Genomic DNA, 20,217 nt, shown 5'->3' with positions numbered 1-20,217 from the left:
GCCTGAAGGAAGACTATGGGACAGAAAATTCATCCGACTGGCTTCCGCCTGCCCGTCACCCGTAACTGGGCGTCGCGCTGGTACGCGAACAACCAGAACTTCGCCAGCATGCTGGCCGAAGATCTGCAAGTGCGCGACTTCCTGAAGGCCAAGCTGAAGAACGCCGCCGTTTCGCGCATCCTGATCGAGCGTCCTGCGAAGAACGCCCGCATCACGATCTTCTCGGCCCGTCCGGGCGTGGTGATCGGCAAGAAGGGCGAGGACATCGAGAACCTGAAGGCCGAGCTGGCCAAGCGTCTGGGCGTGCCCGTCGCGGTCAACATCGAAGAAGTGCGCAAGCCCGAGATCGATGCCCAACTGATCGCCGACTCGATCACCCAGCAACTCGAGAAGCGCATCATGTTCCGCCGCGCGATGAAGCGCGCGATGCAGAACGCGATGCGCCTGGGCGCGCAGGGCATCAAGATCATGTCCGCCGGCCGTCTGAACGGCATCGAAATCGCTCGTACCGAGTGGTATCGCGAAGGTCGTGTGCCGCTGCACACCCTGAAGGCCGACATCGATTACGGCTTCTCCGAAGCCAAGACCACCTACGGCGTGATCGGCGTCAAGGTGTGGGTGTACCGCGGCGACCGCCTGGCCAATGGCGAGGCCCCTGTGATCAACACCCCCCCGGGTGCCGAAGATGATCGTCGTCCCCGCCGCAATGCCCGTCCGGGCGCGCCGGGTGGCCGTGGTCGTGGCGACAAGCCTGCCGAAGGCGGCGACAAGCCTGCTGCGAAGCGTGTGGTGCGCAAGCCCGCCGCTGACGGCGGCCAGGCGTAAGGAGAACTCAACATGCTGCAACCCGCTCGTCGCAAATATCGCAAGGAGCAAAAGGGCCGCAACACTGGTGTTGCGACCCGCGGCGCGACCGTCGCTTTCGGTGACTTCGGCCTGAAGGCCACCGAGCGCGGCCGCATCACGGCCCGCCAGATCGAAGCGGCTCGCCGTGCCATCTCGCGTCACATCAAGCGCGGTGGCCGGATCTTCATCCGCATCTTCCCGGACAAGCCGATCTCGCAAAAGCCTGCCGAAGTCCGTATGGGTAACGGCAAGGGCAACCCGGAGTACTACGTGGCTGAGATCCAGCCCGGCAAGGTGCTCTACGAGGTCAATGGCGTGCCTGAGGCTCTGGCGCGCGAAGCGTTCACGCTGGCCGCTGCCAAGCTGCCCCTGCGCTGCACCTTCGTGACCCGCCAGCTCGGCGCCTGATTGGAGAACACCCCATGAAAGCATCTGAACTGCGCGCGAAGGACGTGGCTGCCCTGAAGAAGGAAGTCACCGATCTGCTGAAGGCCCACTTTGGTCTGCGCATGCAAAAGGCGACGCAACAACTGACCAACACCTCGGTGCTGGGCAAGACGCGTCGTGACATCGCCCGCGCCAAGACCATCCTGGCCGAGAAGAAGGGAGCCGCGAAATGACGCAAGCTCAAGAGAAGAACACCCGCACCCTGATCGGTCGCGTCGTCAGCGACAAGCGCGCCAAGACCGTCACCGTGCTGGTCGAGCGCCGTGCTAAGCACGAGCTCTACGGCAAGATTGTGGCTCGTTCCCGCAAGTACCACGCCCATGACGAAAAGGGCGAGTACAAGATGGGTGACGTGGTCGAGATCGCTGAAGGTCGTCCGCTGTCCAAGACCAAGAGCTGGGTGGTGACCCGCCTGGTCGAGAAGGCTCAGCTGGTCTGATCGCCTGCGCCGCCCTCGTGGCGGCGCCAGCCGGGAGCGCCCCGTTCTCCGGCACATGAATGGCTGTACGCCGGTAATCCCGGTGTGCAGCCATTTTTCATTTTTCGCGGCACACTCTGCCGCTTTCCTTTTCTTCACAACATCTATCAGGAGTGCGTCATGCTGAAAGTGGGCGATCGACTGCCGGCCGGCAATCTGCAGGAATTCATCGAAGTCGAGGGCGAGGGTTGCTCGCTCGGTCCGAACAGCTTTGACATCGAGAAGCTGACCGCAGGCAAGACCGTGGCGATCTTCGCGCTGCCGGGCGCTTTCACGCCGACGTGCTCCGCGCAGCATGTTCCGGGCTATGTGGCCCAGGCCGACGCATTCAAGGCAGCGGGCGTCGACGAGATCTGGTGCATCTCGGTGAACGACGCATTCGTGATGGGCGCTTGGGGTCGCGAACAGAAGACAGCGGGCAAGGTTCGCATGATGGCTGACGGCAGCGCGGCTTTCACGCAGGCCACTGGTCTGACGCTGGACCTGGTCGCCCGCGGCATGGGTCTGCGCTCGCAGCGCTACTCGATGCTGGTCAAGGACGGTGTCGTCAAGACGCTGAACATCGAGGCGCCCGGCAAGTTCGAGGTCAGTGACGCCGGCACGCTGCTCAAGCAGGCGCAGGCGCTCTGACAGCTAAATCCGCCAGTTGACAGGCGGATTGTGCTTCGCGCATAATCCGCAGCTTCGCCGAATGGTGGCTCCGTTGCTCAACGGGGTTTCGGGGCCCGCTCCTGAAACGCGCCGCCTTCGGTTCTAGGTTTCTTGCCCATTTAGGCCAGACGCGGGTCGCCGCAAGGTGACAGGTGATTGGCTTACGGGCCCAAGACTGACCGCTCTCTGGATGGCTGCGATGGTCGCAGTTGCCTGAGCGGGAAAAGTTGGGGACAGACATGATCCAAATGCAATCGCGACTCGACGTCGCGGACAACACTGGCGCCAAGTCCGTCATGTGCATCAAGGTGCTTGGTGGTTCCAAGCGTCGCTATGCGCATATTGGCGACATCATCAAGGTCAGCATCAAGGAAGCTGCTCCGCGCGGCCGCGTCAAGAAGGGCGAGGTCTACAACGCGGTGGTCGTGCGCACTGCCAAGGGTGTGCGCCGCCAGGACGGCTCCCTGGTCAAGTTCGACGGCAATGCCGCCGTGCTGCTGAACGCCAAGCTGGAGCCCATCGGCACCCGCATCTTCGGCCCGGTCACGCGTGAACTGCGTACCGAGCGCTTCATGAAGATCGTGTCGCTGGCGCCTGAGGTGCTCTAAGCCCCGCTCAGACAAAGGTATTGCCATGAACAAGATTCGCACAGGCGACGAGGTCATCGTCCTGACCGGCCGCGACAAGGGTAAGCGCGGCACCGTGACGCTGCGCGTCGATGCCGACCATGTCGTGGTCGAAGGCATCAACGTCGTCAAAAAGCACGTCAAGCCGAACCCGCTGAAGGGCACGACTGGCGGCATCGTCGACAAGTCCATGCCCATCCATCAATCCAACGTGGCGATCTTCAACGCCGCTGCCGGCAAGGCCGATCGCGTGGGCATCAAGCTCGGCGCGGATGGCAAGCGGGTGCGCGTGTTCAAGTCGACCGGCGAAGAGATCAAGGCCTAAGGGGTAAGACATGGCTCGTTTGCAAGAGTTCTATCGCGAGAAGGTCGTCCCGGGTCTGACCGAGAAGTTCGGCTACAAGTCCGTGATGGAAGTGCCGCGCATCACCAAAATCACGCTGAACATGGGCGTGAGCGAGGCGGTCGCCGACAAGAAGGTCATGGACCACGCCGTGGGCGACCTGACCAAGATCGCCGGCCAGAAGCCTGTCGTCACCAAGTCGAAGAAGGCGATCGCCGGCTTCAAGATCCGTGACGGCGTGCCCATCGGCTGCATGGTGACCCTGCGTGGCGCCACGATGTACGAATTCCTGGACCGTTTCGTCACCGTGGCCCTGCCGCGCGTGCGTGACTTCCGCGGTATCTCCGGTCGTTCGTTCGACGGTCGCGGCAACTACAACATCGGCGTCAAGGAACAGATCATCTTCCCCGAAATCGAATACGACAAGGTGGATGCTCTGCGTGGTCTGAACATCAGCATCACGACGACGGCCAAGACGGACGACGAAGCCAAGGCTCTGCTGGCTGCGTTCAAGTTCCCGTTCAAGAACTGAGGTGACCCGTGGCAAAACTCTCGATCAAGCAACGTGAGCTGAAGCGCGCCCAACTGGTCGCCAAGTACGCCAAGAAGTACGCGGAACTGAAGGCCATCATCGACGACAGCAAGAAGTCGGACGAAGAGCGCTATCTGGCCCGCCTGGAGCTGCAGAAGCTGCCCCGGAACGCCAACCCGACCCGCCAGCGCAACCGCTGCGAACTGACCGGCCGCCCCCGTGGCACGTTCCGCAAGTTCGGCTTGGCTCGTAACAAGATTCGTGAGCTGGCCTTCAAGGGCGACATCCCCGGTGTCGTCAAGGCCAGCTGGTAATCGGCAGGTTTAGGAGATTTCGTATGAGCATGAGTGATCCTATCGCCGATATGCTGACCCGCATTCGCAACGCCCAGAGCGTTGAGAAGGCCAGCGTCGTGATGCCTTCGTCGAAGCTGAAGGTCGCGATCGCCAAGGTCCTGAAGGATGAAGGCTATATCGACGATTTCGCGGTGCGTGGCGATGCTGCCCGCCCCGAGCTCGAGATCGCGCTGAAGTATTACGCCGGTCGTCCGGTGATCGAGCGCATCGAGCGCGTGAGCCGTCCCGGCCTGCGCATCTACAAGGGCCGCCACGACATTCCCCAGGTCATGAATGGCCTGGGCGTGGCGATCGTCACGACCCCGAAGGGCGTGATGACCGACCGCAAGGCACGTCAAGCCGGTGTCGGCGGCGAAGTGCTTTGCTACGTCGCCTAAGCCAAGGAGAGACAGACAATGTCCCGCGTTGGAAAAATGCCGGTCGTCCTCCCGCAAGGCGTGGAAGCGACGATCGCCGCTGAGAAGATCAGCGTCAAGGGCGCCCAGGGCACCCTGTTCGTGGCCGCGAATCCTCTGGTCACGGTCAAGCTGGAAGGCGGCAAGCTGACTTTCGTCCCGGTCAACGAATCGGCTGAAGCCGATGCGATGAGCGGCACGATGCGCGCGCTGCTGAACAACATGGTCAACGGCGTCAGCAAGGGCTTCGAGAAGAAGCTGAACCTGGTTGGCGTGGGCTTCCGTGCCCAGGCTCAAGGCCAGAAGCTGAACCTGCAGATCGGTTTCTCGCATCCCGTGGTCAAGGACATGCCGGCTGGTATCAAGGTCGAGTGCCCGACCCAGACGGAAATCCTGATCAAGGGTGCAGATCGCCAGGTCGTCGGCCAGATCGCTGCCGAAGTGCGCGCGATCCGTCCGCCGGAGCCCTACAAGGGCAAGGGCATCCGTTACGCCGACGAGAAGGTCTCCCTCAAAGAGACCAAGAAGAAGTAAGGAGCCGCGCCATGCTGAACAAGAAGGAACAACGCCTGCGTCGTTCGCGTCAAACGCGTGCCCGCATCGCCCTGCAGCGTGTGGCCCGTCTGACGGTCTTCCGCTCGAACCTGCACATCTACGCCTCGGTCATCTCCGAAGACGGTCAGCGCGTGCTGGCTTCCGCTTCGACCGCCGAGAAGGAAGTGCGCACGCAGCTGTCCGGCAAGGGTGGCAACGTGGCCGCCGCGAGCCTGATCGGCAAGCGCATCGCCGAGAAGGCGAAGGCCGCTGGCGTCGAGAAGGTGGCTTTCGACCGTTCGGGCTTCGCCTACCACGGCCGTGTCAAGGCCCTGGCTGAAGCCGCTCGCGAAGCCGGCCTGCAGTTCTGACGCTCAAAGGATTAGGAAATGGCAAAGTTTCAACCCCGCGCTCAGACCGAAGGCAACGACGACGGCCTGAAGGAAAAGATGATCGCGGTCAACCGCGTCACGAAGGTTGTGAAGGGCGGCCGCACGCTGTCCTTCGCTGCGCTGACCGTGGTCGGTGACGGCGACGGCCGCATCGGCATGGGCAAGGGCAAGGCCAAGGAAGTGCCCGTCGCCGTGCAGAAGGCGATGGAATCGGCCCGCCGCAACATGATCAAGGTCGCCCTGAAGAACGGCACCATCCAGCACAACGTGGTGGGTGAGCACGGCGCGGCGCACGTGATCATGGCTCCGGCTCCCGCCGGTACCGGCGTGATCGCTGGCGGCCCGATGCGCGCTGTCTTCGAAGTGATGGGCGTGACCGACATCGTGACCAAGAGCCACGGTTCGACCAACCCCTACAACATGGTTCGTGCCACGCTGGACGCGCTCAAGCGCTGCTCCACGCCCGCCCAAGTGGCGGCCAAGCGCGGCAAGACGGTTGAAGAAATCTTCAACTGAGCGCCAGGAGATCGAGATGTCTGACAAGAAAACGCTCACGGTCAAGCTGGTCCGCAGCCCGATCGGCTGCCGCGCCGACCATCGCGCGACGGTCGTCGGCCTGGGTCTTCGCAAGCTGAACAGCACGAAGACGCTGGAAGACACGCCCGCGGTGCGCGGCATGATCAACAAGATCGCCTACCTGGTGCAGGTGCTGTAAGCACAGCATCGACGAGGAATAGAAGATGCAACTCAATACCATCAAGCCCGCCGCTGGTGCCAAGCACGCCAAGCGTCGCGTGGGCCGTGGCATCGGCTCGGGTCTGGGTAAGACCGCCGGCCGTGGTCACAAGGGTCAGAAGTCGCGCGCCGGTGGCTTCCACAAGGTCGGCTTCGAAGGCGGCCAGATGCCGCTGCAGCGTCGCCTGCCCAAGCGTGGTTTCAAGTCCCTGGCTCGTCCGTTCAACGCGGAAGTGACGCTGTCGGAACTGAACCAGCTGACCGGCGATGAAATCGACCTGCTGACGCTGAAGGCTGTCGGCCTGGTGTCGGAGCTGGCGAAGTCGGTGAAGGTCATCAAGTCCGGCGAGATCACCCGCAAGGTGTCGATCAAGGGTCTGGGCGTGACGGCCGGCGCGAAGGCGGCAATCGAAGCCGCCGGCGGCTCCGTCGCTTAATCAGCCAAGCACAGGACTAGGCGGCAGTGGCAAGCAACGCATCCCAGTTGGCCAAGAGCGGCAAGTTCGGCGACCTGCGTCGCCGGCTGGTGTTCCTGGTCCTCGCGCTGGTGGTTTACCGCATCGGGGCGCACATCCCCGTGCCCGGTATCGATCCGGCGCAGCTTCAGCAGCTGTTCAAGGGCCAGCAGGGCGGGATCCTGAGCCTGTTCAACATGTTCTCGGGCGGTGCGTTGTCGCGCTTCACCGTCTTCGCGCTGGGCATCATGCCCTACATCTCGGCCTCGATCGTCATGCAGCTCATGACCTACGTGGTGCCGAGCCTGGAAGCGCTGAAGAAGGAAGGCGAGGCGGGGCGTCGCAAGATCACGCAGTACACGCGCTATGGCACGCTGGGCTTGGCGATCTTCCAGAGCCTGAGCATCGCGTTCGCGCTGGAGAGCTCTCCGGGGCTGGTGTTGAGCCCGGGCTTCGGGTTCCGCATCACTGCGGTGACCAGTCTGGTGGCCGGCACGATGTTCCTGATGTGGCTGGGTGAGCAGATCACCGAACGCGGTCTGGGCAACGGCATCTCGATCCTGATCTTCGGCGGCATCGCCGCTGGTCTGCCGGGAGCGATCGGTGGCCTGCTCGAGCTGGTTCGTACCGGTGCGATGAGCGTGTTCTCGTGCCTGATCGTGATCGTGATCGTGGCCGCGGTGACTTACCTGGTTGTGTTCGTCGAACGTGGCCAGCGCAAGATCCTGGTGAACTACGCGAAGCGTCAGGTCGGGAACAAGGTCTACGGTGGCCAGAGCTCGCATCTGCCGCTGAAGCTGAACATGTCGGGTGTGATTCCGCCGATCTTCGCGTCGTCGATCATCTTGCTGCCCACCACGCTGGTGAGCTGGTTCGCGACTGGCGACAGCATGCGCTGGCTGAAGGACATCGCCGATGCGCTGCGTCCGGGACAACCGATCTATGTGCTGCTGTATTCGGCTGCGATCGTGTTCTTCTGCTTCTTCTACACGGCGCTGGTGTTCAACAGCCGTGAGACCGCAGACAACCTGAAGAAGAGCGGTGCGTTCATCCCCGGGATCCGTCCCGGTGACCAGACGGCTCGGCACATCGACAAGATCCTGTCCCGGCTGACGCTGGCCGGGGCGGTGTACATCACCGGCGTGTGCCTGCTGCCTGAGTTCCTGACGCTGAAGTACAACGTCCCGTTCTATTTCGGTGGCACGTCGCTGTTGATCATCGTGGTCGTCACGATGGACTTCTGGGCCCAGGTCCAGTCCTATGTGATGAGCCAGCAGTATGAGTCCCTGCTGAAGAAGGCCAGCTTCAAGGCCAACTGATGCACCAGGCTAGGTAAATATTCAGACCCAATTCGGCAAGTATCGAAGGTATGGCGAAAGACGACGTCATTCAGATGCAAGGCGAGATTCTCGAGAACCTCCCGAATGCAACCTTCCGAGTCAAGCTGGAGAACGGTCACGTCGTTCTCGGTCACATTTCCGGGAAGATGCGGATGCACTACATCCGAATCCTCCCGGGCGACAAGGTGACTGTGGAATTGACGCCGTACGATTTGAGTCGTGCTCGCATCGTGTTCCGGGCGAAGTGAGCTTTTTAGCAACCCCCGGATTAACGCTGATTGAGCGAACAGAGTAGGTCAAGGAGCAGACCATGAAAGTTTCGGCATCCGTCAAGAAGATGTGCCGCAATTGCAAGATCATCCGTCGTAATGGCGTGGTGCGTGTGATCTGTACCGATCCCCGCCACAAGCAGCGCCAAGGCTGATTGGCCTCACGACTGCAAGCGAATTAGAGGACGCACATGGCACGTATTGCTGGTATCAACATTCCGCCGCACAAGCACACCGAGATCGGTCTGACCTCGATCTACGGCATTGGCCGTACGACCGCGCAGAAGATCTGCAACAGCTGCGGCATTCCGCTGGACAAGAAGGTCAAGGACCTGACCGACTCCGATCTGGAAAAGATCCGTGAGGAAGTGGGCCGCCTGACCATCGAAGGCGACCTGCGTCGCGAGATGTCCATCAACATCAAGCGCCTGATGGACCTGGGTTGCTATCGTGGCTTCCGCCATCGCCGTGGCCTGCCGGTGCGCGGCCAGCGTACCCGCACGAATGCCCGTACCCGCAAGGGTCCGCGCAAGTCGGCGGCGACCGGCAAGAAGTAATCGGCGGCATCTGAAGAAAGCAAACCATGGCAAAAGCACCCAATAACTCGGCTGCCCAGCGCGTTCGCAAGAAGGTTCGGAAGAACGTTGCCGACGGCATCGCCCACGTGCACGCGTCGTTCAACAACACCATCATCACGATCACCGATCGTCAAGGTGGTGCGCTGTCCTGGGCCTCCTCGGGCGGCCAGGGCTTCAAGGGCTCGCGCAAGTCGACCCCCTTCGCGGCTCAGGTGGCTGCTGAAGTGGCCGGCCGTGCCGCTCAGGAGCAAGGCATCAAGAACCTGGACGTCAAGATCAAGGGCCCCGGCCCGGGTCGCGAATCCTCGGTGCGTGCCTTGGCCGCGCTGGGCATCCGCATCAACTCGATCTCCGACGTGACGCCGGTGCCGCACAACGGCTGCCGTCCGCAGAAGCGTCGTCGCATCTAAGCGCTTGCGCAGAGCGGTCGGAATCAGTGCGATAATCGCTGATTCGATCAGATCCAGCCGGCTGGCGCGTCAGTGCCAGCCGGCCGTTTTGCTGAGGATGGTGGAAACGCCCCTCAGCCGAAGTCTTCGACTTCTTGAAGCCCACCGTCCGAGCCTACAAAAACACTGGCCGGACTCGCGCGCAGCCTGGAATGTCTCCGGGCGCGCGTCAGATTGATGAAGGACACGCAAAGTGGCACGTTACCTCGGCCCGAAGGCCAAACTTTCCCGCCGTGAAGGCACCGACCTGTTCCTGAAGAGCGCCCGCCGCGCCATCAGCGACAAAGCGAAGTTCGACACCAAGCCCGGCCAGCACGGCCGTACTTCGGGCCAGCGCACCTCCGACTTCGGTCTGCAGCTGCGCGAGAAGCAGAAGGTCAAGCGCATGTACGGCGTGCTTGAGCGCCAGTTCCGCCGCTATTTCGCCGAAGCCGAGCGCCGCAAGGGCTCGACCGGTGTGAACCTGCTGGTCCTGCTGGAATCGCGCCTGGACAACGTCGTCTATCGCATGGGCTTCGGCTCGACGCGCGCGGAAGCCCGCCAGCTGGTCTCGCACAAGAGCATCACGGTGAACGGCGAGGTCGTGAACATCGCTTCCTACCTGGTGAAGGCCGGCGACGTCGTCGCCGTGCGCGAGAAGGCCAAGAAGCAGCTGCGCATCGCCGACAGCCTGAAGCTGGCCGAGTCGATCGGCCTGCCGGCCTGGGTGGCCGTCGACGCCACCAAGATGGAAGGCGTCTTCAAGAAGACGCCGGATCGCGACGAGTTCGGCGCCGAGATCAACGAATCGCTGATCGTTGAGTTGTACTCGCGTTAATTCTTTCGTGCCTGCCGAGCGGCCCCGCAGGGGCCTGCTCGGCTTTTCCTCGTCCGGGCGTCGTCAGCTGTATTGGGCGCGCCTGGTTGGTCCCTCAGCCTTATCGGTGTAACGAACCGAGGGTATTGAAAGAAAGACCTCATGCAAACGAATCTGCTCAAACCCAAATCCATCACTGTGGAGCCCCTGGGCGGTCATCGCGCCAAGGTGATCCTGGAGCCGTTCGAACGCGGCTATGGCCACACCCTGGGCAACGCCCTGCGCCGTGTGCTGCTGTCCTCGATGGTGGGTTATGCGCCGACGGAAGTGACGATCGCGGGCGTGCTGCACGAGTACTCCGCCATCGACGGCGTTCAGGAAGATGTGGTCCACATCATGCTGAACCTGAAGGGCGTGGTGTTCCGCCTGCACAACCGTGAGGAAGTGACGCTGGTCCTGCGCAAGGAAGGCGAAGGCCCCGTCACCGCCGCTGACATCCAGACCCCGCACGACGTCGAGATCATCAACCCCGAGCACGTCATCGCCCACCTGTCGCAAGGCGGCAAGCTGGACATGCAGATCAAGGTCGAGAAGGGCCGCGGCTACGTGCCTGGCAACATGCGCCGCTATGGCGACGAGCCGACCAAGGCCATCGGTCGCATCGTGCTGGACGCCTCGTTCAGCCCGGTGAAGCGCGTCAGCTATGCCGTCGAGAACGCCCGCGTCGAGCAGCGTACCGACCTGGACAAGCTGGTCATGGAGATCGAGACCAACGGCGCGATCAGCCCGGAAGAAGCGATCCGTGCCTCGGCCAAGATCCTGGTCGAGCAGATGGCCGTCTTCGCCCAGCTGCAAGGCACCGATCTGGTCGACGTCTTCGACCAAGCCCCGGCCGCCCGTTCCAGCAGCTTCGATCCGATCCTGCTGCGTCCGGTCGACGAGCTCGAACTGACCGTGCGCTCGGCCAACTGCCTGAAGGCCGAGAACATCTATTACATCGGTGACCTGATCCAGCGCACCGAGACCGAGCTGCTGAAGACCCCGAACCTGGGTCGCAAGTCGCTCAACGAGATCAAGGAAGTGCTCGCCTCGCGCGGCCTGACCCTGGGCTCGCGTCTCGAGAACTGGCCGCCCCAAGGTCTCGACAAGCGTTGATTTTTTGAAAGAGGGCGGGTCTGAAGACCCGTCCGGTGCCCCCGGCAGTACCTGATCCGGCTGCCGGCAATAACTGAAGGAAAGGAAAGCACCATGCGCCACCGTAACGGCCTCCGCAAACTGAACCGCACCAGCGAACACCGCGCCGCGATGTTCCGCAACATGGCGGTCTCGCTGCTGCAACACGAAGCGATCAAGACCACGCTGCCCAAGGCGAAGGAACTGCGTCGCATCGTCGAGCCGCTGATCACCTTGGCCAAGGAGCCGACCGTCGCCAACCGTCGCCTGGCGTTCAACCGCCTGCGTGACCGCGACATCGTCGTCAAGCTGTTCAACGAACTGGGCCCCCGTTTCGCCACCCGTCCGGGCGGCTACACCCGCATCCTGAAGATGGGCTTCCGTGTCGGCGACAACGCTCCGATGGCGTACGTCGAACTGGTTGATCGTCCGGAAGCGGCTGAAGGCGACGCCGCTGAATAATCAGCGACCCGCTCAAGCGCATGAAGGCCAGCAGCAATGCTGGCCTTTTTTCTTGTGTATCCGCGATACGCGCAGCGCAGACCGGGCATGGCGCCAGTCCAACGACAGGCCGTGCCGCTTGGCGCTAAGCTTCGCGCCTTTCCGATCTCTCGACGACGCGGTCCACGAAGCCGCACGCGTCCCGCGTTCATGACCCCTCTTGCCTTGATGCGACGCCTGATGCCGGCGCTGGTCCTGTTGCTGACCCTGGCCTCGGCGCTGCTGGCCGTCCCGGCTCGCGCCGACGATTTCCTCGACCCGGACCAGGCCTTCAAGGTCGACGTGCAGTTGACCGGCGATCGCGAGTTCCAGCTGAACTTCACGATCGCGCCCGGCTATTACATGTACCGCGACCAGTTCAAGCTGGAACCGGCGGGCGCGACGCTGGGCGACATCGCCTGGCCGACGCCCAAGCGCAAGTTCGACGAGACCTTCCAGAAGGAAGTCGAGACCTACCGCGACCGGCTGAGCATCAAGGTGCCGGTGACGGCGCTGCAGGCGGCGCCGCTGAAGCTGGTGCTGACCGGCCAAGGCTGCGCGGACAAGGGCTTGTGCTATCCGCCGATGAAGAGCGAGCTGACGCTGGGCCTGAAGGGCTTCGGCGGCGATGGCGGGGTGAAGATCGGTGCGGCGCCGGACGCGCTGAGCGGTTTCGGCGTATCGAACGCGGTGGCGTCGACGCCGGCAGCCGCGGCGACCGGCAACGCCGAAGGCGCGGTCGCAGGCGCCGCGGCGTCTCGTTCGAGCTCGCCGCTGGACGAGGTGCTGGCTTCCGGCCGCCTGTGGCTGGTCATCGGCGCGTTCTTCGCGGCCGGCGTGCTGTTGTCGCTGACGCCGTGCGTGCTGCCGATGCTCCCCATCCTGTCGTCGATCATCGTCGGCCAGGGCGGCACGCCGTCGCGGGCGCGCGGCTTCTTCCTGGCCTTCAGCTACTCGCTGGGCATGGCGCTGCTGTACACGGCGCTGGGCGTCGCGGCGGGTCTCGCGGGCGGCGGCCTGGCGGCCTACCTCCAGAAGCCCTGGGTGCTGGCGCTGTTCGCGCTGCTCCTGATCGGCTTCTCGCTGTCGATGTTCGGCGTCTACGAGATCCAGTTGCCGAGCCGCTTCACCGGCGGCGTGTCCGATGCGACCCAGCGCTTGCCCGCCGGTAAGTTCTTCAGCGTCTTCGTGATGGGGGCGCTGTCCGCGCTGATCGTGAGCCCCTGCGTCGCGGCGCCGCTGGCCGGCGCGCTGCTCTACATCAGCCAGACCGGCAATGTGGCGGTCGGCGGCCTGGCGCTGTTCGCGCTGGCCTGGGGCATGAGCGTCCCGCTGCTGCTGCTCGGCCTGTCGGCGGGCACGCTCCTGCCGCGCGCCGGGCCCTGGATGGAGACGGTCAAGTATTTCTTCGGGCTGCTGCTGCTGTCGGTCGCGCTGTGGATCGTGCAACCGGTGCTGCCGGCGGTCGTCGCGCAGCTGCTCTGGGGGGCGCTGTTGATCGCGCTGGCCGCGCTGCTGGGGCTTTTCCAGCGCGTCGAGGCCAACACGCCTCGCGTGTGGCTGCGCAAGAGCGCCGCCGTCGCGGCGATGGTGTTCGGCGTGTCGCAGTTCATTGGCGTCGCCGCTGGAGGCACCGACACGCTGAAGCCCTTGGCGGGTGTCGTTGGCGCGGGCAAGGGCCCAGCGGCGGCGGTGTCCGCTGGCGAGCCGGTCGCGGTGAACTTCCGCAAGGTCAAGAGCGTCGCCGAGCTCGACGAGGCGCTGCGCACCGCCGGCAAGCCGGTGATGCTGGACTTCTACGCCGACTGGTGTGTGTCCTGCAAGGAGATGGAGCGCTTCACCTTCACCGATGCGCGCGTGCAGGCGAAGCTCGCCGGCGCGCTGTTGCTGAAGGCTGATGTCACGGCGAACAACGCCGAAGACCGCGAACTGCTCAAGCGCTTCAAGCTGTTCGGCCCTCCCGGCACGATCTTTTTCGACCCCAAGGGGGCGGAACTGGCTGGCGCGCGAGTCATCGGCTTCCAGGACGCTGATCGCTTTCTCCAGTCGTTGCAGGCGGCCGGCCTTTGAATCTTGCGAAGACCGTCGCCAGAAGTTGAGACGACGGTAGATTCCGTGCTACACTCTCTTTCTTCGATCGCGGGGTGGAGCAGTCTGGTAGCTCGTTGGGCTCATAACCCAAAGGTCGTAGGTTCAAATCCTGCCCCCGCAACCAGCACATCGAATGCTGTCCATGGACAGTGTTGTTGAGCGGATCGACACGAAGACCACGAGGTCGCGTGCGATGCGATCAACCAAATGGTGATTCGGCGCCCGCCGATCACCGCACATCACAGCCGCGGGGTGGAGCAGTCTGGTAGCTCGTTGGGCTCATAACCCAAAGGTCGTAGGTTCAAATCCTGCCCCCGCAACCAATCGAACAAGGGCCCTCATGCGAGGGCCCTTTGTTCTTTTCAGCGCCGCTCAGATCACGCGCAGCTTCGGACCTTCTCCCGATGCCGTGACGCGGCCGATGACCGCCGCCGCGTCGAACCCGTGACGCGTGAAGATGGCGAGTACCGCGTCCACCGCAGCCGGCGCGCACGACACGAGCAGGCCACCGCTGGTCTGCGGATCGCTCAGGAGCGCTTGGGCCTGCGAGGGCAGCGAGCCGGCCAAGGCCACCTCCGCGCCGTAGGCGGCCCAATTGCGGCCCGATGCGCCGGTCACGAAGCCATCGCGCGCCAGCGATGGCACGCCTTCGAGCAGCGGTACCGCCCGCCAATCGATCTCCACCGCGCAGCCCGATCCGCGCGCGATCTCCAAGGCATGCCCTGCCAGACCAAAGCCGGTGACGTCGGTGAGCGCATGGACGCCGTCGAGCGCAGCCAGCTCCGGACCGGGCGTGTTCAGCTTGGTCGTGGTCGCGAGCATCCGCTGATAGGCCGCGTCGTCGAGCTTCCCCTTCTTGAGCGCCGCCGACATCACACCAACGCCCAGTGCCTTGCCCAGTACCAGCACATCGCCGGCGCGGGCATCCGCGTTGCGCTTCACCCGGGAGGGATGCACCAGTCCCAAAGCCACCAAGCCATAGATCGGTTCGACCGAATCGATCGTGTGTCCGCCCGCGATCGGGATGCCCGCCTCGCGACAGACCGACGCGCCGCCTTCGAGGATCCTGCCGATGGTCGCCGTGCTCAGGACCGCCACCGGCATGCCGACCAGGGCCAGCGCCATGATGGGCTTGCCGCCCATGGCATAGACGTCGCTGATCGCGTTGGTCGCGGCGATGCGGCCGAAGTCATGCGGGTCGTCGACGATCGGCATGAAGAAGTCGGTCGTGGCGATCAGCGCCTGTTCGTCGTTGAGCCGATAGACGGCGGCGTCATCCGCCGTCTCTATCCCGACGAGCAGTTCGCGGGGGACGGGGAGGGCACTCGTCCCCTGGAGGATTTCCGAGAGCACACCGGGCGCGATCTTGCAGCCGCAGCCGCCGCCGTGCGACAGCGAGGTGAGTCGGGGCTCGGAAGGGGGATTGGCGGGGGAGGAAGGATTCATGGCCGGGCAGCTTACCGCGCGCCGGCTCCACCGACCGAGGGAGCGCGGTCAGCCAGACCCTGCTGAAGGGCGATGAACGCGTCCATGGCTGCCCAGAGGGGCGCGTAGCGCGACTCGTCGCCCTCGAGCTGTGCCAGCGCGAGGGCGCAGGCCTCGAGCGTGCTGCGTTGCGACTCCGCGTGCGCGCGCCGGATCGCGTAGCGGGAAGGCGGCGGCGCATCGAGCGCCATCCGCGGGAGCGCCTGCAGCCAGGGGTTCTCATGCAGCAACCGTCGACTGCGGCGCCAGGTCCCGTCCAGGACAACCAGGGTGGTGAGCGGCGGCGTACCAGCGAGCGGATTCCCATGGCGCGCTTCACCGCGGCGCGCCGGCGCTGGTTCCGCGGTCGCGGCGTTGCCGGGCGTCGCCGGATAAAGCAACACGAGCCCGGCGGTCGAGGCCGGCGGATCGAATCGTTCGCCGATACGCAGCTCGACGCGAGCGAGGCAGCGCGCCAGCAGGCCGGCCGTGCCCTTGGCCTGTCCGGCCTCGTCGCGGTCTTGGAGGATCAGCAGCGGGGTGAGGTTGTCGACCGGCCGCACGCAAGCGCACCAGCAGCCGACCGACGGTCGGCCGCAGCCATCGCAATGCGCGCGGCGCCCGGCGCGTTCACTGCGCGGCGGGCGCTCGTCGGCAACCATGGTGGGAGCGCGTCGGCGCGCGGTCAGCCGATCAGCGCGGCTGGCGCGGCGGCTTGCGGCCTTCGTTCGGACGGCCATCACGGCGGGGTCCATCGCCGCGCGGTGCCTGGCCGGGACCGCCAGGTCGTCCTTCGCCACGAGGGGCACCACGACGATGCTCCTGGCCTCTGGGCGGCCGGTCATGGCGCTCCTGACGCGGCGGCTGTTGCGCCTCCTCCTCGCGCGCCAGCTTCAGCTGGGCATCGAGCTGTTCCTGCGTCAGGCCCTTGAGCGCGCAGAAGTTGGCCGGCGTCAGCGTGGTGCGCGAGAAGTCGCGCAGCAATTGCGCGCGTTCCTGGCGTCCGCGGTCTTCCTCGGCGCGACGCGCCTCGGTGATGCCACGTCGGCGAGTCAGCTCTTCCTGGGCGGCGTTGCGGTGCTCGTCGCTCAGCTCGCCGGCGGGCTGGCCGTCCAGGTCGAAGCGGGTCTTGGCCCGCGTCAGCGCGATCAGATAGCCGGTGCCGCCGGTATAGCGGCGCAGGAAGGCCGAGAGCTGGGCCTTCGTGAACTGGCCCGGGGCGCGCTGCTGGATGTCGGACTGGACCCGCAACTTCAGCGGCTTCGCACCGCCGCCGAACAGGGCCGGGAAGAGCTCCTTCAGCTTGGCGGCGACCGCCTGGACGTCGACGCGTCCGCCCTCGGCCGGCTTGGCCGGATTCGGCGCGGTGCTCGCGTCGGGCGGGCTGGCCTCGCCGGCGGCATCTCCCGCTTCCGGGGCGGGCGCGGCGTCGGCTTGCGGCGCCGTCAGCGCGGCGTCAGTCGTCTCGGCGACGGGGGCCTTCGGGTCCGGGACTTCGGGGGAGGTCACTTCGCCTTGCGGCGGGGTGCTGGAGGACATGCATCAAGCGGCGCGGGGCCGGCCTTCGGGAAAAAGGGGGATTGTGCCCATAGCCGCGCGGGCGTGGCAATTCGCGCCGATCGACGGCGGCCGTCCGTCCTGCCTGAAGACGGCCGCCGGGAAGGGGGATCAGGTCTTGGGTTCGCAGGCGGGCTTGCAGACCAGTTCGGTCCGGCCCAGGATGCGCTTGGACTGCAGGCTGCTCGGAGGACGGTGCCGACCGCACTTGAAGCAGGAACGGGTCTGGCCGCTGCCCTGGAACGGCGACCCGCCCAGCTTGGAGGCGTAGCGCAGGCCGTCTTCCCGAACGGCGGTGCTGGTGTCTTTGCTCATGGTCTCGCTTCGCTTGGCGCTCTTGTTCGCACCGGCGGGGTCGTGTCCCGGCGGTGCATCGATTCCCTCGCAATCCATATTAGGTGGGGCGTATGACGCCCCGCTACATCGCTTGCCCGGGGGTGAAAGCACCGGCCGACGAACGGTCGCAATTACGCCGACAATCGCCCGCTGCCCGGCAGGACCGGGCGTGCAAGGACCATGGCCAAACTGTTTTTTCGCTACGCCGCGATGAATGCCGGCAAGTCCACCGCATTGCTGCAGGTGGCGCACAACTACGAGGAGCGCGGCCATGCGGTGCGCCTGTTCACCTCCGGGGTCGACGACCGCTATGGCAAGGGATTCATCACCTCGCGGCTGGGGCCGCAGCGCGTGGCGGAGGTGTTCACCGCCGAGACGGACTTCCGCGCGCTGATCACGCAGTCGCCGGGCATCGCCTGCATCCTGCTGGACGAGGCGCAGTTCCTCACGCAGGACCAGGTCTGGTCGCTCCACGAGATTGCGCACATGCGCCATGTGCCCGTGATCTGCTACGGGCTGCGGACCGACTTCCGCGGCGCCTTGTTCACCGGTTCGGCGGCGCTGCTGGCGCTGGCCGACGAGATGGACGAGATGAAGACCATCTGCGACTGCGGCCGCAAGGCGACGATGAACATGCGCGTCGACGCCGCCGGCCGAAAGCTGACCGAAGGCGCGCAGGTCGAGATCGGCGGCAACTCCCGTTACCGCGCGGTCTGTGGACGCTGCTTCAGGGCGTCGTGAGGACGCCCGGTAAGCCTGGGCTTACTTCTTGGTTGCCAGCTGCTCCTCCAGTTCCTTGCAGGACGGAGCGCAGACGGGTTGGGACTTGCCCAGCAGCTTGCGGGACTTCAGCAGCGCGCGGGGGCGATGCTTGCCGCAAAGGAAGCACGACATGGTTGCCGCGCCAAACGAAGAGGTCGCCGCGAAGGGCGAGCCGGGAGCTTTAGAGCGATAGCGCAGACCATCGGCTTCGATGGTCGTCTTGGTCGTATCCTTGGCCACGCTGATCCTGATCCTGATAAGAGTTTGAAATGCCGCGCCGACCACCCCAAGTTCCCCCCAGGGGCGGACGGCGAAACCCGTATTTTCCTATAAGCCGGACCCTCCCCGTACCGGGGCATCGCTAATGACCTCGCGCGAAGGTCGCCCGAATCGGTTGCAAGAGACATTCGTCGCACGGATGGGCCGGTAACACAGCCTCCCGGCGGCTTGGCAGCGTTTAGGGAAAACACCTAGAATGCCGCCCGCGCCGTTCACCGTGGCGTCAATGACAAGGACACATGAGGGAGCGAGCGCAACGATGGAAAGGATCGAGGGCCTGTTCGCCGCCATGCGGGCGGCCAGTCAGGAACTGGAATGGCCGGCGACCGAGGCCCGCGACAGCGGCCTGGACACCGCCGGCGAACTGGCCGAGCGCTACGCGCAGGCCATCAGCGAGGCCCTGTGCGGCCACTTCCGCAGTTCGCACGCCAGCCTGTGGCTGCTGGACGGCGAACCGGGCGCCTACCGCCTGCGCTGCCTCGGCGCCCATGCGGTCGACGGACCGAGCCGCCAACCGCCGGTTTGCGAGCAGCGCGCCTATCCCGGTTATTTCGACGCCTTGCTGTCCGAAGGCGTCTTCAACTGCGCCGATGCGCGCACCGATCCCCGCCTGAGCACCCTGCAGCCGCCGCCCACCTGGCGCGCGATGCTGGACGTCAGCGGCCAGATCAATGGCAGGACCTTTGGCGTGATCGCGCTGGGAGAGCGTGACCAGGCCCGCGTGTGGACCAAACGCGAGGAACTCGACCTGCGCCGCGCCACCGCGAAGGCTTGTCTGCACCTGCATGCCTGGCGCCACGAGCTGGAAGCCGTCTGACCACCGCCTGACCTCGCCGGCGGCGGCCGTCCCCCTCATTCCCCGTTATTTCCCCCGTCGTTCCCCCTTCAGGGTGCGGATCAGCGGCCGTTGAACCTGGGCGCGCGTTTTTCCTGCCAGGCGCGAACGCCCTCCGCCAGATCCTCCGACGCGTTCGACACCGCGATGTCCGCGCGCAGCGCCTCGATGTCGAGCCGGCCGTTGGCGATCGCGTTCAGATGGCGCTTCATGCCGGCGAGCGCCAGCGGCGCGAAACCGCAGAGCCGCTCGCACAGGGCCTGCGCCGCCGCCTGGAGCGCCTCGCTGTCGTCGAGCAGGTGATCCAGGAAGCCGCTGGCGTGCATCGCGTCGGCGTCCAGGGTCTCGCCGGCCAGCAGCACCCGCTTGGCCATCGACAGCCCCAGCCGGTTCACGTACCGCTCCATGCCGCCGCGATAGAAGTGCAGCCCCAATCGCGCGGCGGGCACGAACATCTCGCACTGCCGAACGCCGAGCCGGAAATCGCAGGCCAGCGCGAGGTCGGTGGCGCCGCCGTAGACGCCGCCCTGAAGGGCCGCGACCGTCACCGGCCGGGCCTGTTCCCAGGCGTCGGTGAGCGACTCGAACAAGGCGCCCGCGTCCACGCCGGGCACCGCGTCGATGTTGAAGCCGCTGCAGAAATGTCGGCCCTCGGCGCGGAGCAACAGCACGCGGACCGAGGTCGTGGCCTCGACCTCGCGCAGGTGCGCCTGCAGCGTCTGCAGGTCGATCAGCTCGAGGCGGTTGGCGACATGTGGCCGCCGCAGCGTCACGCGGGCGAGCGGTCCGTCGATCTCCAGCGCGGGGATGTATTGAGGCATGGCGGCGCAGTCTAGCGAAGCGGCGCGTAGCACAAACCGTCCCACCGAGCCTCAACTTCGACCGACCGGTCGGATTAATCAATTGAGAAATGTCAATGCGGCATCCACTGACGGAGCGCCGAGGGCTTCCCGCTAGAGTCGGTCGCCACACGTCGCATGAACGACCAACCCCGGGCGATGGCCTTCGGAGCGTTCGC

Annotated in this window: 32 protein-coding genes and 2 tRNA genes; 28 read left to right on the top strand and 6 right to left on the bottom strand. The window is 65.1% G+C overall.

All coding sequences use genetic code 11. The annotated features are described in order from the left end of the window. Nucleotides 1–15: 15 nt before the first annotated feature. The 26 genes from rpsC (at nt 16) to FHT38_RS20260 (ending at nt 14,289) form a co-directional block, all read left to right on the top strand. On the top strand, nt 16–825 hold the full coding sequence (gene rpsC, locus FHT38_RS20385; RefSeq protein WP_067065181.1) for a 30S ribosomal protein S3: 810 nt from the start codon (nt 16–18) through the stop codon (nt 823–825). Between the two features lie 12 nt (nt 826–837). After that, nucleotides 838–1,254 (top strand): 50S ribosomal protein L16, encoded by a 417-nt coding sequence (gene rplP, locus FHT38_RS20380; protein ID WP_067065182.1) that lies wholly within the window; start codon nt 838–840, stop codon nt 1,252–1,254. 14 nt (nt 1,255–1,268) lie between these two features. Continuing rightward, nucleotides 1,269–1,466, top strand: coding sequence for a 50S ribosomal protein L29 (gene rpmC / locus FHT38_RS20375; RefSeq protein WP_091728069.1), 198 nt, complete (start codon nt 1,269–1,271; stop codon nt 1,464–1,466). Beyond that, nucleotides 1,463–1,732, top strand: coding sequence for a 30S ribosomal protein S17 (gene rpsQ, locus FHT38_RS20370; RefSeq protein ID WP_091728066.1), 270 nt, complete (start codon nt 1,463–1,465; stop codon nt 1,730–1,732). Before rpmC ends, rpsQ begins: the two co-directional genes overlap by 4 nt. A gap of 159 nt (nt 1,733–1,891) precedes the next feature. Further along, nucleotides 1,892–2,401: a peroxiredoxin gene (locus tag FHT38_RS20365; protein WP_091728063.1), complete on the top strand. Its 510-nt coding sequence runs from the start codon at nt 1,892–1,894 to the stop codon at nt 2,399–2,401. Nucleotides 2,402–2,661: 260 nt separating this feature from the next. Then, nucleotides 2,662–3,030, top strand: a complete 369-nt coding sequence (gene rplN / locus FHT38_RS20360) for a 50S ribosomal protein L14 (protein WP_058933605.1) — start codon at nt 2,662–2,664, stop codon at nt 3,028–3,030. Nucleotides 3,031–3,055: 25 nt separating this feature from the next. Further along, complete coding sequence (rplX, locus tag FHT38_RS20355; RefSeq protein WP_091728061.1) at nt 3,056–3,373, top strand: 50S ribosomal protein L24; 318 nt, start codon at nt 3,056–3,058, stop codon at nt 3,371–3,373. 10 nt (nt 3,374–3,383) lie between these two features. Continuing rightward, nucleotides 3,384–3,923 carry a 50S ribosomal protein L5 gene (gene rplE / locus FHT38_RS20350; RefSeq protein ID WP_067278833.1) on the top strand — a complete coding sequence of 180 codons (540 nt, stop codon included), beginning with the start codon at nt 3,384–3,386 and terminating at the stop codon, nt 3,921–3,923. A gap of 8 nt (nt 3,924–3,931) precedes the next feature. Further along, nucleotides 3,932–4,237: a 30S ribosomal protein S14 gene (gene rpsN, locus FHT38_RS20345; RefSeq protein ID WP_067065192.1), complete on the top strand. Its 306-nt coding sequence runs from the start codon at nt 3,932–3,934 to the stop codon at nt 4,235–4,237. 23 nt (nt 4,238–4,260) lie between these two features. Beyond that, on the top strand, nt 4,261–4,656 hold the full coding sequence (gene rpsH / locus FHT38_RS20340) for a 30S ribosomal protein S8 (protein WP_058933609.1): 396 nt from the start codon (nt 4,261–4,263) through the stop codon (nt 4,654–4,656). 18 nt (nt 4,657–4,674) lie between these two features. Then, nucleotides 4,675–5,208, top strand: a complete 534-nt coding sequence (gene rplF, locus FHT38_RS20335) for a 50S ribosomal protein L6 (RefSeq protein WP_091728059.1) — start codon at nt 4,675–4,677, stop codon at nt 5,206–5,208. Between the two features lie 11 nt (nt 5,209–5,219). After that, nucleotides 5,220–5,579: a 50S ribosomal protein L18 gene (gene rplR / locus FHT38_RS20330; protein ID WP_067278827.1), complete on the top strand. Its 360-nt coding sequence runs from the start codon at nt 5,220–5,222 to the stop codon at nt 5,577–5,579. A gap of 18 nt (nt 5,580–5,597) precedes the next feature. Then, the gene (gene rpsE, locus FHT38_RS20325; RefSeq protein ID WP_091728057.1) at nt 5,598–6,116 is read left to right on the top strand and encodes a 30S ribosomal protein S5; all 519 of its coding nucleotides are present in this window, start codon (nt 5,598–5,600) and stop codon (nt 6,114–6,116) included. A gap of 16 nt (nt 6,117–6,132) precedes the next feature. Next, nucleotides 6,133–6,315 (top strand): 50S ribosomal protein L30, encoded by a 183-nt coding sequence (gene rpmD, locus FHT38_RS20320; protein WP_067065198.1) that lies wholly within the window; start codon nt 6,133–6,135, stop codon nt 6,313–6,315. Between the two features lie 25 nt (nt 6,316–6,340). After that, the gene (gene rplO / locus FHT38_RS20315) at nt 6,341–6,772 is read left to right on the top strand and encodes a 50S ribosomal protein L15 (RefSeq protein ID WP_091728055.1); all 432 of its coding nucleotides are present in this window, start codon (nt 6,341–6,343) and stop codon (nt 6,770–6,772) included. A gap of 26 nt (nt 6,773–6,798) precedes the next feature. Next, nucleotides 6,799–8,109: a preprotein translocase subunit SecY gene (gene secY / locus FHT38_RS20310; protein WP_091728053.1), complete on the top strand. Its 1,311-nt coding sequence runs from the start codon at nt 6,799–6,801 to the stop codon at nt 8,107–8,109. 50 nt (nt 8,110–8,159) lie between these two features. Further along, a complete protein-coding gene (gene infA, locus FHT38_RS20305) occupies nt 8,160–8,378 on the top strand; it encodes a translation initiation factor IF-1 (protein ID WP_009855680.1) in 219 nt (72 codons plus the stop codon). Nucleotides 8,379–8,440: 62 nt separating this feature from the next. After that, nucleotides 8,441–8,554, top strand: coding sequence for a 50S ribosomal protein L36 (rpmJ, locus tag FHT38_RS20300; RefSeq protein ID WP_058933616.1), 114 nt, complete (start codon nt 8,441–8,443; stop codon nt 8,552–8,554). A gap of 36 nt (nt 8,555–8,590) precedes the next feature. After that, on the top strand, nt 8,591–8,956 hold the full coding sequence (gene rpsM, locus FHT38_RS20295) for a 30S ribosomal protein S13 (RefSeq protein ID WP_091728051.1): 366 nt from the start codon (nt 8,591–8,593) through the stop codon (nt 8,954–8,956). Nucleotides 8,957–8,982: 26 nt separating this feature from the next. Next, nucleotides 8,983–9,387 carry a 30S ribosomal protein S11 gene (gene rpsK / locus FHT38_RS20290; RefSeq protein WP_056194196.1) on the top strand — a complete coding sequence of 135 codons (405 nt, stop codon included), beginning with the start codon at nt 8,983–8,985 and terminating at the stop codon, nt 9,385–9,387. A 232-nt stretch (nt 9,388–9,619) separates the two neighbouring features. Next, nucleotides 9,620–10,243 (top strand): 30S ribosomal protein S4, encoded by a 624-nt coding sequence (gene rpsD, locus FHT38_RS20285; protein ID WP_147240226.1) that lies wholly within the window; start codon nt 9,620–9,622, stop codon nt 10,241–10,243. Between the two features lie 141 nt (nt 10,244–10,384). Further along, nucleotides 10,385–11,377, top strand: coding sequence for a DNA-directed RNA polymerase subunit alpha (locus FHT38_RS20280; RefSeq protein WP_067065206.1), 993 nt, complete (start codon nt 10,385–10,387; stop codon nt 11,375–11,377). Between the two features lie 93 nt (nt 11,378–11,470). Next, nucleotides 11,471–11,857, top strand: a complete 387-nt coding sequence (rplQ, locus tag FHT38_RS20275) for a 50S ribosomal protein L17 (protein ID WP_091728047.1) — start codon at nt 11,471–11,473, stop codon at nt 11,855–11,857. A gap of 189 nt (nt 11,858–12,046) precedes the next feature. Continuing rightward, nucleotides 12,047–13,945 (top strand): protein-disulfide reductase DsbD, encoded by a 1,899-nt coding sequence (gene dsbD, locus FHT38_RS20270; RefSeq protein WP_183493044.1) that lies wholly within the window; start codon nt 12,047–12,049, stop codon nt 13,943–13,945. 68 nt (nt 13,946–14,013) lie between these two features. Continuing rightward, nucleotides 14,014–14,090: transfer RNA gene (locus tag FHT38_RS20265), tRNA-Met, on the top strand. A gap of 122 nt (nt 14,091–14,212) precedes the next feature. Further along, nucleotides 14,213–14,289, top strand: a tRNA-Met gene (locus tag FHT38_RS20260). A gap of 49 nt (nt 14,290–14,338) precedes the next feature. Here FHT38_RS20260 and selD read toward each other — a convergent pair. The 4 genes from selD to FHT38_RS20240 form a co-directional block, all read right to left on the bottom strand. Continuing rightward, nucleotides 14,339–15,412 carry a selenide, water dikinase SelD gene (gene selD, locus FHT38_RS20255; RefSeq protein ID WP_183493043.1) on the bottom strand — a complete coding sequence of 358 codons (1,074 nt, stop codon included), beginning with the start codon at nt 15,410–15,412 and terminating at the stop codon, nt 14,339–14,341. An 11-nt stretch (nt 15,413–15,423) separates the two neighbouring features. Beyond that, complete coding sequence (locus FHT38_RS20250) at nt 15,424–16,092, bottom strand: tRNA-uridine aminocarboxypropyltransferase (RefSeq protein WP_183493042.1); 669 nt, start codon at nt 16,090–16,092, stop codon at nt 15,424–15,426. Between the two features lie 31 nt (nt 16,093–16,123). Next, the gene (locus FHT38_RS20245) at nt 16,124–16,969 is read right to left on the bottom strand and encodes a ProQ/FINO family protein (RefSeq protein ID WP_183493041.1); all 846 of its coding nucleotides are present in this window, start codon (nt 16,967–16,969) and stop codon (nt 16,124–16,126) included. Nucleotides 16,970–17,098: 129 nt separating this feature from the next. Continuing rightward, the gene (locus FHT38_RS20240) at nt 17,099–17,302 is read right to left on the bottom strand and encodes a hypothetical protein (RefSeq protein ID WP_091728034.1); all 204 of its coding nucleotides are present in this window, start codon (nt 17,300–17,302) and stop codon (nt 17,099–17,101) included. 201 nt (nt 17,303–17,503) lie between these two features. Between FHT38_RS20240 and FHT38_RS20235 the strand changes: the two genes are divergently transcribed. After that, a complete protein-coding gene (locus FHT38_RS20235) occupies nt 17,504–18,064 on the top strand; it encodes a thymidine kinase (protein ID WP_183493040.1) in 561 nt (186 codons plus the stop codon). A gap of 21 nt (nt 18,065–18,085) precedes the next feature. Here the strand turns inward: FHT38_RS20235 and FHT38_RS20230 are convergent, their stop codons facing one another. Continuing rightward, entirely contained in the window at nt 18,086–18,325 is a 240-nt protein-coding gene (locus tag FHT38_RS20230; RefSeq protein WP_091728029.1) for a hypothetical protein, read from the bottom strand. A gap of 298 nt (nt 18,326–18,623) precedes the next feature. Between FHT38_RS20230 and FHT38_RS20225 the strand changes: the two genes are divergently transcribed. Then, on the top strand, nt 18,624–19,181 hold the full coding sequence (locus FHT38_RS20225; RefSeq protein WP_183493039.1) for a GAF domain-containing protein: 558 nt from the start codon (nt 18,624–18,626) through the stop codon (nt 19,179–19,181). 80 nt (nt 19,182–19,261) lie between these two features. Here the strand turns inward: FHT38_RS20225 and FHT38_RS20220 are convergent, their stop codons facing one another. Then, nucleotides 19,262–20,020 carry an enoyl-CoA hydratase/isomerase family protein gene (locus FHT38_RS20220; protein ID WP_183493038.1) on the bottom strand — a complete coding sequence of 253 codons (759 nt, stop codon included), beginning with the start codon at nt 20,018–20,020 and terminating at the stop codon, nt 19,262–19,264. Between the last annotated feature and the right edge of the window lie 197 nt (nt 20,021–20,217).

It is taken from the genome of Mitsuaria sp. BK041 (genome assembly GCF_014193085.1).
Lineage (GTDB): Bacteria > Pseudomonadota > Gammaproteobacteria > Burkholderiales > Burkholderiaceae_C > Roseateles.
The sequence above is the reverse complement of the archived record's forward strand: the minus strand, read 5'-3'. Positions and strand labels throughout refer to the sequence as shown.

Coding starts and splice junctions, on each gene's coding strand:
- rpsM (WP_091728051.1), top strand. CDS start 8,591: ATGGCACGTATTGCTGGTATCAACATTCCGCCGCACAAGCACACCGAG.
- rpmD (WP_067065198.1), top strand. CDS start 6,133: ATGTCTGACAAGAAAACGCTCACGGTCAAGCTGGTCCGCAGCCCGATC.
- rpmJ (WP_058933616.1), top strand. CDS start 8,441: ATGAAAGTTTCGGCATCCGTCAAGAAGATGTGCCGCAATTGCAAGATC.
- rplO (WP_091728055.1), top strand. CDS start 6,341: ATGCAACTCAATACCATCAAGCCCGCCGCTGGTGCCAAGCACGCCAAG.
- rplR (WP_067278827.1), top strand. CDS start 5,220: ATGCTGAACAAGAAGGAACAACGCCTGCGTCGTTCGCGTCAAACGCGT.
- FHT38_RS20240 (WP_091728034.1), bottom strand. CDS start 17,302: ATGAGCAAAGACACCAGCACCGCCGTTCGGGAAGACGGCCTGCGCTAC.
- FHT38_RS20225 (WP_183493039.1), top strand. CDS start 18,624: ATGGAAAGGATCGAGGGCCTGTTCGCCGCCATGCGGGCGGCCAGTCAG.
- rplP (WP_067065182.1), top strand. CDS start 838: ATGCTGCAACCCGCTCGTCGCAAATATCGCAAGGAGCAAAAGGGCCGC.
- rpsK (WP_056194196.1), top strand. CDS start 8,983: ATGGCAAAAGCACCCAATAACTCGGCTGCCCAGCGCGTTCGCAAGAAG.
- rplE (WP_067278833.1), top strand. CDS start 3,384: ATGGCTCGTTTGCAAGAGTTCTATCGCGAGAAGGTCGTCCCGGGTCTG.
- rpsH (WP_058933609.1), top strand. CDS start 4,261: ATGAGCATGAGTGATCCTATCGCCGATATGCTGACCCGCATTCGCAAC.
- selD (WP_183493043.1), bottom strand. CDS start 15,412: ATGAATCCTTCCTCCCCCGCCAATCCCCCTTCCGAGCCCCGACTCACC.
- FHT38_RS20235 (WP_183493040.1), top strand. CDS start 17,504: ATGGCCAAACTGTTTTTTCGCTACGCCGCGATGAATGCCGGCAAGTCC.
- FHT38_RS20365 (WP_091728063.1), top strand. CDS start 1,892: ATGCTGAAAGTGGGCGATCGACTGCCGGCCGGCAATCTGCAGGAATTC.
- rplQ (WP_091728047.1), top strand. CDS start 11,471: ATGCGCCACCGTAACGGCCTCCGCAAACTGAACCGCACCAGCGAACAC.
- dsbD (WP_183493044.1), top strand. CDS start 12,047: ATGACCCCTCTTGCCTTGATGCGACGCCTGATGCCGGCGCTGGTCCTG.
- rplX (WP_091728061.1), top strand. CDS start 3,056: ATGAACAAGATTCGCACAGGCGACGAGGTCATCGTCCTGACCGGCCGC.
- FHT38_RS20280 (WP_067065206.1), top strand. CDS start 10,385: ATGCAAACGAATCTGCTCAAACCCAAATCCATCACTGTGGAGCCCCTG.
- FHT38_RS20220 (WP_183493038.1), bottom strand. CDS start 20,020: ATGCCTCAATACATCCCCGCGCTGGAGATCGACGGACCGCTCGCCCGC.
- infA (WP_009855680.1), top strand. CDS start 8,160: ATGGCGAAAGACGACGTCATTCAGATGCAAGGCGAGATTCTCGAGAAC.
- rpmC (WP_091728069.1), top strand. CDS start 1,269: ATGAAAGCATCTGAACTGCGCGCGAAGGACGTGGCTGCCCTGAAGAAG.
- rplF (WP_091728059.1), top strand. CDS start 4,675: ATGTCCCGCGTTGGAAAAATGCCGGTCGTCCTCCCGCAAGGCGTGGAA.
- rpsC (WP_067065181.1), top strand. CDS start 16: ATGGGACAGAAAATTCATCCGACTGGCTTCCGCCTGCCCGTCACCCGT.
- rplN (WP_058933605.1), top strand. CDS start 2,662: ATGATCCAAATGCAATCGCGACTCGACGTCGCGGACAACACTGGCGCC.
- FHT38_RS20250 (WP_183493042.1), bottom strand. CDS start 16,092: ATGGTTGCCGACGAGCGCCCGCCGCGCAGTGAACGCGCCGGGCGCCGC.
- rpsE (WP_091728057.1), top strand. CDS start 5,598: ATGGCAAAGTTTCAACCCCGCGCTCAGACCGAAGGCAACGACGACGGC.
- rpsQ (WP_091728066.1), top strand. CDS start 1,463: ATGACGCAAGCTCAAGAGAAGAACACCCGCACCCTGATCGGTCGCGTC.
- FHT38_RS20245 (WP_183493041.1), bottom strand. CDS start 16,969: ATGTCCTCCAGCACCCCGCCGCAAGGCGAAGTGACCTCCCCCGAAGTC.